This window comes from Zestomonas carbonaria (genome assembly GCF_904061905.1).
Lineage (GTDB): Bacteria > Pseudomonadota > Gammaproteobacteria > Pseudomonadales > Pseudomonadaceae > Aquipseudomonas > Aquipseudomonas carbonaria.
Window position 1 is genome coordinate 71105 of the sequence record NZ_CAJFCI010000057.1, and the last position, 14334, is coordinate 85438.

General features: G+C 66.4%; 14 protein-coding genes. 10 read left to right on the top strand and 4 right to left on the bottom strand.

The features are described 5' to 3' along the window. Positions 1–264 precede the first annotated feature (264 nt). From gcvP to PSEWESI4_RS14635, 3 genes are all read right to left on the bottom strand, one after another. Positions 265–3132, bottom strand: a complete 2868-nt coding sequence (gcvP, locus tag PSEWESI4_RS14625) for an aminomethyl-transferring glycine dehydrogenase (RefSeq protein ID WP_187671940.1) — start codon at positions 3130–3132, stop codon at positions 265–267. 14 nt (positions 3133–3146) lie between these two features. Continuing rightward, positions 3147–3524 (bottom strand): glycine cleavage system protein GcvH, encoded by a 378-nt coding sequence (gene gcvH / locus PSEWESI4_RS14630; RefSeq protein WP_187671941.1) that lies wholly within the window; start codon positions 3522–3524, stop codon positions 3147–3149. A 315-nt stretch (positions 3525–3839) separates the two neighbouring features. After that, the gene (locus tag PSEWESI4_RS14635) at positions 3840–4661 is read right to left on the bottom strand and encodes an AraC family transcriptional regulator (protein WP_187671942.1); all 822 of its coding nucleotides are present in this window, start codon (positions 4659–4661) and stop codon (positions 3840–3842) included. 281 nt (positions 4662–4942) lie between these two features. Here PSEWESI4_RS14635 and PSEWESI4_RS14640 point away from each other — a divergent pair, with 281 nt between their 5' ends. Then, positions 4943–5677 carry an alpha/beta fold hydrolase gene (locus PSEWESI4_RS14640; RefSeq protein ID WP_408004316.1) on the top strand — a complete coding sequence of 245 codons (735 nt, stop codon included), beginning with the start codon at positions 4943–4945 and terminating at the stop codon, positions 5675–5677. A gap of 78 nt (positions 5678–5755) precedes the next feature. On the opposite strand, the gene PSEWESI4_RS14645 is transcribed toward PSEWESI4_RS14640, so the two are convergent. Beyond that, positions 5756–7294, bottom strand: a complete 1539-nt coding sequence (locus PSEWESI4_RS14645; protein ID WP_187671944.1) for a sigma-54-dependent transcriptional regulator — start codon at positions 7292–7294, stop codon at positions 5756–5758. 361 nt (positions 7295–7655) lie between these two features. Here PSEWESI4_RS14645 and PSEWESI4_RS25295 point away from each other — a divergent pair, with 361 nt between their 5' ends. The 9 genes from PSEWESI4_RS25295 (at position 7656) to PSEWESI4_RS14685 (ending at position 14303) form a co-directional block, all read left to right on the top strand. Then, a complete protein-coding gene (locus PSEWESI4_RS25295) occupies positions 7656–7784 on the top strand; it encodes a hypothetical protein (protein WP_268960782.1) in 129 nt (42 codons plus the stop codon). Between the two features lie 281 nt (positions 7785–8065). Further along, a complete protein-coding gene (locus tag PSEWESI4_RS14650; RefSeq protein WP_187671945.1) occupies positions 8066–8599 on the top strand; it encodes a hypothetical protein in 534 nt (177 codons plus the stop codon). A 133-nt stretch (positions 8600–8732) separates the two neighbouring features. Next, positions 8733–9284 carry a magnesium transporter gene (locus PSEWESI4_RS14655; RefSeq protein WP_187671946.1) on the top strand — a complete coding sequence of 184 codons (552 nt, stop codon included), beginning with the start codon at positions 8733–8735 and terminating at the stop codon, positions 9282–9284. 255 nt (positions 9285–9539) lie between these two features. Continuing rightward, complete coding sequence (locus PSEWESI4_RS14660; protein WP_187671947.1) at positions 9540–9749, top strand: cold-shock protein; 210 nt, start codon at positions 9540–9542, stop codon at positions 9747–9749. Between the two features lie 93 nt (positions 9750–9842). Continuing rightward, positions 9843–10022: a hypothetical protein gene (locus PSEWESI4_RS14665; protein ID WP_187671948.1), complete on the top strand. Its 180-nt coding sequence runs from the start codon at positions 9843–9845 to the stop codon at positions 10020–10022. A 202-nt stretch (positions 10023–10224) separates the two neighbouring features. Then, positions 10225–12426, top strand: a complete 2202-nt coding sequence (locus PSEWESI4_RS14670) for an LTA synthase family protein (RefSeq protein ID WP_187671949.1) — start codon at positions 10225–10227, stop codon at positions 12424–12426. A 67-nt stretch (positions 12427–12493) separates the two neighbouring features. Further along, a complete protein-coding gene (locus tag PSEWESI4_RS14675) occupies positions 12494–13471 on the top strand; it encodes a class I SAM-dependent methyltransferase (protein ID WP_187671950.1) in 978 nt (325 codons plus the stop codon). After that, the gene (locus PSEWESI4_RS14680; protein WP_187671951.1) at positions 13468–13809 is read left to right on the top strand and encodes an FKBP-type peptidyl-prolyl cis-trans isomerase; all 342 of its coding nucleotides are present in this window, start codon (positions 13468–13470) and stop codon (positions 13807–13809) included. Before PSEWESI4_RS14675 ends, PSEWESI4_RS14680 begins: the two co-directional genes overlap by 4 nt. An 80-nt stretch (positions 13810–13889) precedes the next feature. Then, complete coding sequence (locus PSEWESI4_RS14685; RefSeq protein WP_187671952.1) at positions 13890–14303, top strand: arsenate reductase ArsC; 414 nt, start codon at positions 13890–13892, stop codon at positions 14301–14303. The last annotated feature ends 31 nt before the right edge of the window (positions 14304–14334 follow it).

The window sequence follows — 14334 nt, forward strand, 5'->3', positions numbered from 1 at the left end:
GGCGTGGCCCGGATGGCTTGTTCTCTTGGGCCCCCGCGTTCGCGGGGGTGACGGTATCGGGCGAAGGTCCTTCCCTCATCGTTCCCGCAAACGCGGGACGGTGCTCGCACCGAACGCCCTTCAGGACGGCCCGAAGGGCGGGCGAAGCGAGTAACCCAATGAACGGACGCTCCATTGAATCCCCGCGTTCGCGAGGATGACGGTATCGGGTGAAGTTCCGTCCCTTGCCGTTCCCGCGAATGCGGTAACCCAATCAATCCGGCCTCACGCCTCCTGGTAGCTGGCCACCGACGGGCAGGCACAGGCCAGGTTGCGGTCGCCGTAGACGTTGTCCACGCGGCCCACCGGCGGCCAGTACTTGCCTTCGACCAGGCTGGCGGTCGGGTACACCGCCTGTTCGCGGCCGTAGGGATGCGTCCATTCGCCGACCAGTTCCGCAGCGGTGTGCGGGGCGTTCTTCAGCGGGTTGTCCTCGCGGTCCAGCTCGCCGCGCTCCACCGCGCGAATCTCCTCGCGGATGCGGATCATGGCGTCGCAGAAGCGGTCCAGCTCTTCCTTCGATTCGCTCTCGGTGGGCTCCACCATCAGCGTGCCGGCCACCGGGAAGGACATGGTCGGGGCGTGGAAGCCGAAGTCGATCAGGCGCTTGGCCACGTCGTCCACGCTGATCCCGCTGGTGTCCTTGAGCGGGCGCAGATCGAGGATGCATTCGTGGGCGACCAGGCCGTTCTCGCCGGTGTAGAGCACCGGGTAGTGTTCCTCCAGGCGCCGGGCGATGTAGTTGGCGCCGAGGATGGCCAGTTGCGAGGCGCGCTTGAGGCCTTCGCCGCCCATCATGCGGATGTACATCCAGGTGATCGGCAGGATGCTGGCGCTGCCGAACGGCGCCGCGCTGACCGCGCCTTCCTTGCGCTCCATGTGCCCGTGGCCGGGCAGGAACGGCGCCAGGTGCGACTTCACACCAATCGGGCCGACGCCCGGACCGCCGCCGCCGTGGGGGATGCAGAAGGTCTTGTGCAGGTTCAGGTGCGAGACGTCGCCGCCGAACCTGCCCGGCGCGCAGAGGCCAACCATGGCGTTCATGTTGGCGCCGTCGATGTACACCTGGCCGCCGTTGTCGTGGATGATCTGGCAGATCTCGCGGATGCTCTCCTCGAACACGCCGTGGGTCGACGGGTAGGTGATCATCAGCGCGGCGAGGCGCTCCTTGTGCTCCTCGGCCTTGTTCAGCAGGTCGGCCACGTCGACGTTGCCACGCTCGTCGCAGCCCACCACCACCACGCGCATGCCGGCCATCTGCGCGGTCGCCGGGTTGGTGCCGTGGGCCGAGGACGGGATCAGGCACACGTCGCGATGGGCCTCGTCACGGCTGGCGTGGTAGGCGCGGATCGCCAGCAGGCCGGCGTACTCGCCCTGGGAGCCGGCGTTGGGCTGCAGCGACACCGCGTCGTAGCCGGTGGCGGCGCAGAGCATGGCCTCCAGCTCACGGGTCAGTTCCAGGTAGCCCTGGGCCTGCTCGATCGGTGCGAACGGATGCAGGCTGCCGAACTCCGGCCAGGTGATCGGGAGCATCTCGCTGGCGGCGTTGAGCTTCATGGTGCAGGAGCCCAGCGGGATCATGCTGCGGTCCAGCGCCAGGTCCTTGTCCGCCAGCTTGCGCAGGTAGCGCATCAGCTCGGTTTCCGAGTGGTAGCGGTTGAACACCTCATGCTGCAGGAACGGCGTCTCGCGCAGCAGCGCCTGCGGCAGGCTGTCGCCGGCAGCGGCGGCCAGCGCGGCGAAGTCCGGCAGCCCCTGGTCTTGGGCGGCGAACACTTCCCACAGCGCCTCGACGGCGGCCTGGTCGCAGGTTTCGTCCAGCGACAGGCCAACGCGCACCTTGTCGATCACCCGCAGGTTGATGCCACGGGCCTTGGCGGCGGCATGGACCTCGTCCGCCGGGTAGGCGGTGACCACGCTCAGGGTATCGAAGAAGTGCTGCTGCTCGACCTTGTGGCCGAGCTGCGCCAGGCCCTGGGCGAGGATCGCGGTCAGTCGGTGCATGCGCCGGGCGATCCGCTTCAGGCCCTGCGGGCCGTGGTAGACGGCGTACATGCTGGCGATGTTGGCCAACAGGACCTGCGCGGTACAGATGTTGCTGGTGGCCTTCTCGCGGCGGATGTGCTGCTCGCGGGTCTGCATGGCCAGGCGCAGGGCCGGCTTGCCGAAACGGTCGATGGAGATGCCGACCAGGCGCCCCGGCATGTCGCGCTTGAACGCGTCACGGGTAGCGAAGAACGCCGCGTGCGGGCCGCCGAAGCCCAGCGGCACGCCGAAGCGCTGGGCGCTGCCGAACACCACGTCGGCACCGAATTCGCCGGGCGGGGTCAGCAGGGTCAGCGCCAGCAGGTCGGCGGCCACCGCCACCAGGGTGCCGGCGGCATGGGCGCGCTCCACCAGCTCGCGATGGTCGGACACATCACCGGCGCTGGCCGGGTATTGCAGGAGCAGGCCGAAGTAGCCGGACAGGTCGTCCAGCGCGGTTTCGTCACCGATCACCACTTCGATGCCCAGCGGCTGGGCGCGGGTGCGCAGCACGTCGAGGGTCTGCGGGTGGCAGTGCTCGGAAGCGAAGAAGGCCTGCGCCTTCTTGTTCTTCGACAGGCGCTTGCAGAGGGTCATGGCCTCGGCGGCGGCGGTGGCCTCATCGAGCAGCGACGCGTTGGCGATCTGCATGCCGGTGAGGTCGATGACCAAGGTCTGGAAGTTCAGCAGCGCCTCCAGGCGGCCCTGGGAGATTTCCGGCTGGTACGGGGTGTAGGCGGTGTACCAGGCCGGGTTCTCCAGCAGGTTGCGGAGGATCGGCGCCGGCGTGTGGCAGGGGTAGTAGCCCTGGCCGATGTGGTTGCGGAACAGGCTGTTCCTGGCGGCGATGGCCTTGAGGTCGGCGAGCGCCTTGGCCTCGCCCTGCCCGGCCGGCAGGTCGAGCACGCTGGTGCCCTTGATGCTGGCGGGGATGACGCTGTCGATCAGGCTTTCCAGCGAGTCGTGGCCGATCAGGCCCAGCATGGCATCGATGTCGGCCTCGCGCGGGCCGATGTGACGGGCGATGAATTCGTTCTCGGTGCCCAGTTGGATCTGCTCGTTGCTCATGACGGCTCCCCGGCTCAGGCCTGTTCGGCCAGGAAGGCTTCGTAGCCGGCCTGGTCCATCAGATTGGCGAGGGCCGCGGGATCGTCCGCGCGCATGCGGAAGAACCAGCCCGCGTCCAGGGGCGACTCGTTGACCAGCTCGGGACTGTCGACCAGCACCTGGTTGACCTCCAGCACTTCGCCGGTCAGCGGCATGGCGATGTTGCTGGCGGCCTTGACCGATTCCAGCACGGCGACTTCCTGCCCTTCGTCATAACGCCCCGGTTCCGGCAACTGCACGAACACCACGTCGCCCAGCGCGTCCTGGGCGAAGGCGGTGATGCCGACGGTCAGCTCGCCGGACTCTTCCAGGCGCAGCCATTCGTGCTCGGAGGTAAAACGCAGAGTGCTCATGAATCTCCCCTTGTTGTCTGGTGTCCCGCAGGACGGAAATGCGACCGTGGGAACGGCTTGGCTGGCGGAGCAATAGCAAGGGAGATGCCAATTAAATTAAATACTTATAAATCAATAATTTAAATAAAAATAAGCCATTCCACACAAACCACATGGAACGAAATCACTCCACTATTTACGACCTGGAATGGCCTGAATGCGACACGGGCGGCGGATTGCATGCGCTGGACGCAGATGGATCGAAACCGCTCCACCGGAACGAAATCGCACCAGGTTTGATGAGGTGGCTTCCCGGACATCCGACGATCTCCGGCCTCAGGCACTCTGGCGCTGAAGCCACTCCCTCGGGCTTTCCCCCACCTTGCGGCGAAAGGCCCTGGCCAGGGCCGAAGGGCTTTCGTAACCCACCTCGTCGGAGATGAGCGCCATCGGCCGGCCCTCGCGCAGGCGTTTCTGCGCCAGACTGACGCGCCAACCGACGAGGTAGTCGGCGGGGGTCTGCCCCACCACCTGGCGGAAGTGCGCGGCGAAGCTCGCCCGCGACATATTGGCGGCGTCCGCCAGCTCCGCCACGGTCCAGGCATGGCCGGGGCGGTCATGCATGAGCGTCATCGCCTGGGCGAGCCGCAGGTCCGCCAGGCCCGCCATCATCCCCGTGGTCAGGCTGTGGTTGGCCATGAGGTGCCGCAGCAACTGGATCATGGTCAGCTCGAACAGGCGGTTCATGATCGCGTCGCGCCCGCAGTTCTGGGTGAAGGCTTCGCTGAACAACCATTCCAGGGTGCCGCCAAGCATGGGAATGGTGTCCATCGGCATCAGCATGCAGGGCGGCAGGGCCACCGAGATGGGATTGTCCAGGCCGCCGTCGAAACGCAGGGTGGCGCACACCAGCTCCGCGCCGTCGCTCTCGCTGACGGTCAGGCGGTGGCGATAGGGACGGGGGATCAGGATCAGGGTCGGGCCGGCCACCCGCGTTTCCCGTCCATCGCCCAGGCTCAGGGTGGCCTGCCCGGCGCGCAGCAGGTGAACGTGGCCGCACTGGTCGCCCTCATCGACGAAGGTGCCACGAAACACACCGCTGTGAACGGTGCCGGCGTGCATGCCGAAGTGGGCCAGCAGGGTGGACAGGCGATCCATGGTCATCTCCGTCATTCTTGGACGATCTGTCGCATAAACTGGACGTTTTGCGTCCAATAGTAAAGCGCTTCCACGCACCATGACTGCGAGCCCGGAACCTCCAGCGAAGGTGCCGGGCGGGGCTCCAGCGCCCTGCCCGCCAGAAACGCATGAGCTGTTTCCCAGGCGATCCCTGTACCCACTCGAAACGAAAGGTAAACAGCATGTTCAAGTTCAAGGCAGGTTTCTCCACCCTGATCGCCGCCAGCGCGGTAGCCGCCCTGCTGGGCGCGCATCCGGTCATGGCCAAGGAAGCGGAAACGCATGACGGCAAGGCCACCGTGGTGCTGGTGCATGGCGCTTTCGCCGAGTCCTCCAGTTGGAACGGCGTCGCCGCCCGGCTCGAGAGCGAAGGCTATCCGGTCGTCGCGGCCGCCAACCCACTGCGCGGCGTGAAGAACGATTCCGACTATGTCGCCGATATCGTCGGGCACACCCCGGGGCCGGTCATCCTGGTCGGCCACTCCTACGGCGGGACGGTGATCTCCAACGCCGTGCATGGCCAGGACAACGTCAAGGCGCTGGTCTATGTGGCGGCTTTCGCGCTGGAAAAGGGTGAAACGACGGCCGAACTGTCGGGACGCTATCCCGGCGGCACGCTGGGCAGCGCGCTCGCCCAGCCCGTGGAACTGCGCAACGGCGACAAGGACCTCTACATCCAGCAGGACAAGTTCCACCAGCAATTCGCCGCGGACGTTCCAGCCGAGGAAGCCGCCCTGATGGCCGCCACGCAACGGCCCATCACCGTGGCCGCGCTGAACGAGCCCGCTGGCGATCCCGCCTGGAAACAGCTTCCGTCCTGGTTCATCTACGGCACCGCCGACAAGAACGTTCCGGAAGCGGCGCTGGAGTTCATGGCCGAGCGCGCCGGCTCGAAGAGGACCGTCGTAGTGAAGGACGCCTCTCACGTGGTGATGACGTCCAACCCGGACAAGGTGGCCGACCTCATCATCGAGGCCGCCGAAGCGACGAAATAGAAACGCGCAGGACCACCAATCTGCCCACCTTCAAGGCGGGCAGATTTTCCTTGCCCACACGAAAACCGCGGGACCGCCCTACTCCGTCCGCGAGGAAATCCCGTACTTGCGCAACCGCTGGCCTATGGCGGTATGCGAGGTACGCAGCCGCGCGGCCAGTTGCCGGGTGGACGGATAGGCGGCGTAGAGCCGTTCCAGCAGCGATTTCTCGAACCCCTGCACCGCCTCCTCCAGGCTGGTCACTTCCAGCGGATCGACCTGCGGATCGCCCAGGGCGGTGCCGGCCAGCTCCAGCCCGTCGCAGTCGATCAGCTCGCCCTCGCAGATGGCCGCGGCGCGGAAGATCACGTTCTGCAACTGGCGCACGTTGCCCGCCCAGCGGTTGCCGAGCAGCAGCGGATGGGTCGCCGGCGCCAGGCGGCACGGTCGCCGCTGGATCTGCGCGCAGGCCTGGCGCAGGAAGTGCTCGGCCAGCAGGATGATGTCCTGGCCGCGCTCGCGCAGCGGCGGGACCACCAGGTTGAGCACGTTGAGCCGGTAGTAGAGGTCTTCGCGGAAACTGCCCTCGCCGACCATCCGCTCCAGGTCGCGATGGGTGGCGCACAGCACCCGCACGTCGACACGCACCTCGCGATCGCCGCCAACGCGGCGGAAGCAGCCGTCGCTGAGAAAGCGCAGCAGCTTGGCCTGCAGGTAGGGCGACATCTCGCCCACTTCGTCGAGGAACACCGTGCCGCGATCGGCCAGCTCCAGCAGGCCGGGCTTGCCGCCGCGCTGGGCGCCGGTGAAGGCGCCGGCCGCGTAGCCGAACAGCTCGCTCTCGGCCAGGCTTTCCGGCAGGGCCGCGCAGTTCAGGGCGAGGAACGGCGAGTCGCGGCGCGCGCTCAAGGCGTGGCAGGCGCGCGCCACCAGTTCCTTGCCGGTGCCGGTCTCGCCCTGGATCAGCAGCGGCGCGTCCAGGCTGGCGACCTTGCGCAGGCGCGTCTTGAGCTGCTTGAGCACCGTCGAACGGCCGAGCAGCGCCTCCAGGCCCTCGGCGTGATCGTGGTGCAGCGAAGCCAGGTGCTCGCCGATGCGGCTCGGCGGATAGAGCGTCAGCAGGCCGCCGGCCAGATAGCCGGAGTCCGCGCCGCCGCTGATCGGCGTGACGTCGAGCAGGAAAGCCTGGCCCTTGAAGCTCACCTCGCACATCGGCAGGCGGAAACCCTTGTCGATCAGGGTCTGCGCCAGCGCCGGGTCATCGAACAGCTTCGACAGCGGCTTGCCGGCCGGCTCGCGGCCGCACAGCTCGACCAGCGTGGGATTGGCCAGCAGCACGCGACCCGCGGGGTCCACCGCCAGCACCGGATCGCTCATCGCCGCCAGCAGGGCGTCGAGTTGCAGGCGGCGGCGCTGGCCGGGAAGGATGTCCACCAGTTCCACCGCCTGCACGCCGTCCACGCTCAAAAGCGCGTCGTGCAACTCGTCGAGCACCGCCTGGCTGAGGGTCGGGGCGTCGATGTAGACGTTCGGCGGGATCATCTCCACCGCGTCCAGGTTGAGATTGCGCGCGCCGAGCAGCGCCAGGACTTCCTGGGTGATGCCGACACGGTCGATGAAGGTGACGTGGATTCGCATGCAGGGCCTTGGGTTTATCTACGGCAGCCATGGCACGGCGCCATGCCATGGCGGGTGATGATCGCGAAGGCCGGCAGCGGACGCAATCGCTCCGGGCTGGGGTTGATTGGATTCCCGCGTTCGCGGGAATGACAGGGGAGACTCCGCACATACCCCAACTCCGTCATCCCCGCGAACGCGGGGAACCAGCAAACCACCACCCAGACCATTTCCGGCTCCCCCGCCGGTCACCCTCCCCATTCCCCGCCTTCCAGCGGGCTATCCTTATGGGCAGTCATCCGTGCGGCCGGTGCAGCCGGGGGAGGTGGAAATGGTCGAAATGCAAGCATTCGTCAGTACGACCACGTTCCGGAGGTGAACAATGAAAAGCCACAATGCCCGGAAGGAAGCGAAGAAAAAGCCGCTGAAATCCGCCCACGACAAACGCATGGCCAAGCGCGAGAAAAAGTCCGGCACCACCCTGCTGGGCAGCCACGGCCAGACAGCCTGACCCACCCCGCCCCGGCCCTAGCGCCGGGGCTTTCCTGCCCCAAGTAGGGTGGGCTTCAGCCCACCAGAGAGGGTGAGGCCTAGCCATGGAGCCGGGCTCACGTCCGCCCCTCACCCCAGCCCTGGCTACGCGCCCCGCTCCGGAGGGAGAGGGGTCTACGAGGCCGCCTCCGGCTCCGTGTCCCGGCCCGACCTCTCCACCACCACCGGAATCCGAACCGCGCCTGGAGCCAGGGCCGGCTAGTCTGTGAAGACATCCCCGGAATCGAAGGAAGGATGCCCATGACCAGATGGCTGCTGCTCGCCGCCCCATTGCTGCTCGCCGGCTGCGTCTCCACCGGCTGCGACGACGCGCCGCTCAGCGGCAGTTCCTGTCGTGAAGAACATCTGCTGCAACAGAACGACATGCTGCAGGCCAAGCTGCTGATCGCCTCCGGCGACCTGGAGAACTACGAACTGGCCCGGGCGCTGCTCAACCGCGCCGCACCACGGGACTCCAGCGGCGAGGTGCCGTTCTACCAGGCGGTGCTGCTGATCCGCGAAGGCCCGCAGGTGGACGAGGTGCTCGGCCTGCTCGAGGATGCCGCCGCCAAGGGTCATCCCCACGCCATCGCGCTGCTCTACAAGATCCATTCCGAGCCCTACCTGATTGCCGAGGCCGACCTGATCCAGGCGGAAAGCTACCGCGCCACCTACGCCAGTCTCGACGTGGCGAAGAGCGGCTACCCGTCCTTCGACCAGGCCCTGCGGGTGGTCGATGGGTTGCTCGGGGCGCCCGCCACGCTGCCGGCCGACGGTACCGCCGGATCGCCCTGACACCTCCGCAAGGCCCGCAACACGCCCCACCGCGCCGCACTGCTACACTTTTCAGGTCGAACTTCGGCTGCACGCAGCCGTGGACATCCACCGGAGATGGGGGCTCCAGTCGCAACCGATGGGAGGCAGGTCAATGAACCGGCACTACTACATCAGTGACAACCTGGACGAACTCGAAAGTGTGGAGCACGAGCTGGAGGCCCGTGGCATCAGTACCGAGCAGATTCACGTGTTGAGCGAGAAGGACGCCGAGGTGGAGCGGCACCATGTACATGACGTGCCGCCCTTCATGAAACGGGACGTGGTCAATGTCGGCCAGCTCGGCATCGCCGTCGGCGTGCTGCTGGCCGTCGTGGTGCTGATCGGTGCCTACCTGAGCGGGATGACGCAGAGCGTCGCCGGCTGGCTGCCGTTCATCTTCCTCGCCGTGGTGTTGATCGGCTTCTGCACCTGGGAAGGCAGCCTGGTGGGTCTGCAACGGCCGAACAGCGCCTTCCGCCAGTTCGAACCGAAACTGCGCGAAGGCAAGCACATCCTGTTCGTCGATGTGACCCCGAACCAGGAACCGCTGCTCGACCAGGTCGCCAACCTGCACCACCTGGAACTGGCCGGCACCGGCACCGCGGTACCGGACTGGTGGGTGGCCGTGGAGCGCAAGTGGCACCAGTTCCGGCGCATGATCTGACGCCGTGGCGGGGCGTCCCGGCGCACGCCGGGGCGCCTCGGCCCGAGCGAATCGCGCCCCGCCGGGCAGAAAAAAGCAGAAATGCTTAGGTAAATGCAGTGCGGGGGTGTATGGTGGTCGCACTGTGCTGCATGTGTCACCGTAAATCGCCTGCTTAGATCTCCGATCGAATCACTCCCGGTTTCCATACTCTTTGCGCTCAGTCGTGGCCTGGACGTTCCAGCGTCGCGTTCACTTTGTTCAAGGAGCATTTCCATGTCCGATCGTCAAACTGGCACCGTCAAGTGGTTCAACGATGAAAAAGGCTTCGGCTTCATCACCCCGGAAAGCGGTCCCGACCTGTTCGTTCACTACCGTTCGATCCAGAGCACCGGCTTCAAGAGCCTGCAGGAAGGCCAGAAGGTTTCCTTCGTTGCAGTGAAGGGCCAGAAAGGCATGCAAGCGGATGACGTTCAGGTGATCTGATCACCCGCCGCACCGAGAAAACCGGCCCTCGCGCCGGTTTTTTCATTTATGGCCGCGACTTGCGGCCCCACTTCTGAAAAGAGGACGAACACCATGCGCGTCAAGGGATCCAACAGTAAACCCAAACCGGCCCCGGCGACGGAAACTCGTGAATCCATCGAAGCCCAGGTAGCCGCCTTCCTTCAGTCCGGCGGCGAGATCCAGGAAATCGCCCGGGGCGTGAGCGGCCAGACCTATACGCCGACCCGCCACATCAGCCTCGGCAAGAAATGATCCACCCCGCCTTGTGCCGGGCTTCCTGACGAAGCCCCGGCGCCCTCCTCCGCTCCCCCGAACACCCGGCCGACCCAGCTTTCGGCCAACGATGCACTGGCTCATATCAGGGCAATATTTCAGAATGATGTCGTAGCGGTTACAAAACCCGCCCGCTCGTCCGGCTTTTCTGGATTCTCTCTGCCCTATCTCAGGAGTTCCCGTGCGTCGTTTTCGCAGCCAACCCGCGAGCTCCCGGGCCTCGCTCCTGGCCCTCGTCCTCCTCTTCGTCCTGCTGCCGCTGTCCGCGCGTTACTGGCTGGGCTGGTCGAACGGGTTCGGCTACGCCTCCGACCTAGCCATCGGCAGCCTGCTGGTCCTCCTGCTGCACAACCGCCCGCCGTGGCTCGGCCTGCCCGTGATGCTGGCCTGGGGCGCGCTGCTGTTCGGCAACGCGGAACTGGTCACCGCCGTCGGCCGCATGCCGGAGCCGAGCGACCTAAAGTATCTCGGCGACCCGCAATTCGTCAGCCACTCCACCCAGGGCGGCGGCCTCGCCCATCCCGGCCTGGCGCTGGCCCTCGGCCTCGGCGTGCTCACCTGCATCCTCTTCGTCCGGCGCCACTCCGCGCCACTGCCGCGCTACTGGTATGCCCTGCCCGCGCTACTGCTGGCCGGCCACGCGGCCAGCCAGCACTGGAGCCCCAGCGAGGCGGAACAGTGGAAGCAGTTCAACCTGCCCCACAAACTGCTGGCGGAAGCGCTCAGCCATGGCCAGTTGGCGCTCGAGGAGCGGCTGAGCGGCGACGAACCCGAATCGCCGCCGGACATCGCCGGCCTGACCCGCCTGGACCTCGACGGCAGCCGCCTGCTGCCGGAAGGCAAGGCGCGCAACGTGCTGATCGTCACCCTGGAAGGCATCCCCGGCGCCTACATCGCCGGTAGTCGCCAAGCGATCCGCAGCAGCTACGCCGAAAACCTCATGCCCCGCCTGAGCCAGTGGGCCGAGCGAGGCATGAACACGCCGGACTACGTGCTGCACGCGCACCAGACCATCCGCGGCCTGTACGCCATGCTCTGCGGCGACTACGACAAGCTCGGCGGCGGTACGCCGAAGGGCGTCGAGATGCTCAACAACGAGTTGCGCAACCGGCAGTGCCTGCCCGCGCAACTGAGCGAGCAGGGCTTCTCCACGCATTTCCTGCAAGGCGCCGGGCTGCGCTTCATGGCCAAGGACCGGATCATGCCGCACATCGGCTTCGACAAGACCCTCGGCCGCGAATGGTTCAGGAACGAGCCCTACCTGGACTTCCCCTGGGGCATGGACGACAAGTCCTACTTCGAGGGCGCGCTCGGCTACGTCGAACGGCTGCGCAAGCAGAAGAAGCCCTGGATGCTCACCCTGCTGACCGTCGGCACCCACCAGCCCTACTCCGCGCCAGACGACTACCTGGCCCGCTATCCCAGCGCCAGGCAGGCGGCCATCGGCTACCTCGACGACGCGGTCGGCGATTTCCTCGATGGCCTGGAGAAACGGGGCGTGCTCGAAGACACCCTGGTGATCGTCACTTCCGACGAATCCCACGGCATCGAGGACGTGCGCCTGGCTTCGGCCTGGGGCTTCAACCTGGTGCTCGCACCCGAACAGGCGCAGCTCCCGGCGCTCAAGCGCGGCACCTACGGGCATGTCGACCTGACCGCCTCGGTGCTCGACTATTTCGGCTTCGACGTGCCCGGCAACCTTTCCGGCCGCTCGCTGTTCCGCGACTACGCGCACGGCCGCGAGATCATCTCCTACACCAACGGCCTGCTGCGCCTGCACGACGGCAAGGGCAGCCTGGTCGAATGCGACTTCCAGCAGGTCTGCCGGCGCTACGCCAGCGAAGGCTTCATCGCCGACCGGGCCCGCTACCTCGGGCGCTTCCGTGGCAGGCAGGCGCGCCTGGTCAGCCAGCGCGCGGCCCTGCTCGACCAGTCTCTGACCAGCGGGCAGATCGGCCAGCGCTACCAGTTCGCCGATCGCGAGCGCATCCGCCTGCGGGAAGCCTTCGGCAACGACTGGGCCGACAACCTGATCGGCGCCCAGTACCTGGAACTGCCCCAGGGCACCCGCACCCGGGTCGACCTGAAGATCCGCGCCCTGAAGCTGGACAAGGCTGGCGCCACGCTGCTGCTCAAGACCAAGGAGTTCGACCGCGACGTCACCGAACTGGTCCCCGAGCTGCCGAAGCTGGCGCCCGGCAAGACCCTGGAGCTGAACTTCGGCTTCGACAACCTGGTGACCCGCAAGGCGTTCTCCTTCCACCTGCTCGGCCAGGGGCGCGGCGCCATCGAGATCACCGAGTTCAGCGTGGTCACCGAGCCGCTGCTGCCGGACGACATGCTGAAGCTGGAAAAGGCCCAGGAAAACGCACTGGCGCGATAGCCGCGCCGGTGTCGCCCGGCAGCCGTCGCGCTTACAATGCGCCGCCCCGCACCCGCGATCGCCAACCATGAATCCAGACGCCATCGGCACCCTGCAGCAGCACCTACTCTCCGCCCTGGAATCCGTTCCCGACGAAGCCCGCCGCCTGTTCCACGGCCGGGGCCGGCAATGGCCGGGGCTCGAACACGTCACTGCGGACTGGCTGCTGGGCCTGCTGCTGGTATCCCTGTTCAGGGAGCCGGGCGAGGCCGAGCTGGCCGCCCTGAAACGGATGCTCGTCGACCTCGGCGAGTCGCCCGCCTGGCAGCGTCTCGGCGCGCGCGGGCTGCTGCTCCAGCATCGCTACCTGCTCGACAGTCCGAGCGAATTCCTGCTCGGCGAGCCCCTGGACGAATGGCTGATCAGCGAGGACAGCCTGCGCTTCAAGCTGGACATCGGCAAGAAGCAGAACAACGGCCTGTTCCTCGACATGCGCTACGGCCGCCGCTGGGTGCGCGAGCAATCCGCGGGCAAGCGCGTGCTCAACCTGTTCGCCTACACCTGCGGCTTCTCGGTCGCCGCCATCGCCGGTGGCGCCGAGCAGGTGGTGAACCTGGACATGGCCAGGGCGGCCCTGAGTCGCGGCCGCGACAACCACCGGCTCAACGGGCACGACCTGGAGCGGGTGGTCTTCCTCGGCCACGAGCTGTTCAAATCCTGGGGCAAGGTGAAGAAATACGGCCCCTACGACCTGGTCATCATCGATCCGCCGTCCTTCCAGAAAGGCAGCTTCGCCCTCACCAGGGACTACCAGAAGATCCTCCGCCGCCTGCCCGACCTGCTCTCCGAACACGGCAGCGTCCTGGCCTGTGTCAACGACCCGGCCATCGGCCCCGATTTCCTCATCGACGGCATGGCCCGGGAAGCTCCCGGCCTGCGCTTCGTGCAACGCCTGGACAATCCGCCGGAGTTCGCCGACATCGACCCGGACAGCGGGCTGAAGGTGCTGCTGTTCACCCTCGACGAAGCCCAACCAACCGCCCAATCGAACGAAAACCAATCATGAGCGACGAACTGCGAATAGAAGACATCCGCCCGGGCGATGGCAAGGAAGTGATCAAGGGCGCCCTGATCACCACCCAGTACGACGGCTTCCTGGAGGATGGCAGCAAGTTCGACTCCTCCTACGATCGCGGCAAGCCGTTCCAGTGCGTGATCGGCACCGGCCGGGTCATCAAGGGCTGGGACATCGGTCTGATGGGCATGAAGGTCGGCGGCAAGCGCAAGCTCTTCGTGCCGGCCCATCTCGCCTACGGCGAGCGGCAGATCGGCGCCCACATCAAGCCGAACTCGAACCTGGTCTTCGAGATCGAGCTGCTGGAAGTGCTGACGCGGGACGATTGATTCCTGCAAGAAAAACGTAACATTTCGACCGCTGCTCTTGGCCTACAGTAACGTCACGCCGTGAATCCGCGAGGTCGACGATGACGGACAAGCTGAGAGTTCTCTTCGTGTGCATCGCAAACGATGTGCGCTCACCGATGGCCGAGGCATTGCTGAGGCACGCCGACAACGAGCACTTCGACGCCCAGAGCGCCGGCATCCGGCCGACCGCGCTCGACCCACGCACCCTCGAGGCCCTGGAGCATGCGGGCGTGTCCACGGATGGCCTGCGCAGCAAATCCATCGATGAGTTCGCGGGGCAGCACTTCGACTACCTGATCGACCTGTGCGACAAGTCCTCCGACGAGGCGGAGCTGCTGCCCCACTCGAAGGAGGTGCTGGTCTGGAACTTCGCCGACCCGGCCGCCAGCGACCGCCCCGACGCCTTCCGCCACACGCTCCAGGAACTCCATGAACGGATAAAGATGTTCACGGTGGTCAAGAACCGGAGCTGACCCGTAGCCCGGATGCAATCCGGGCTACGTC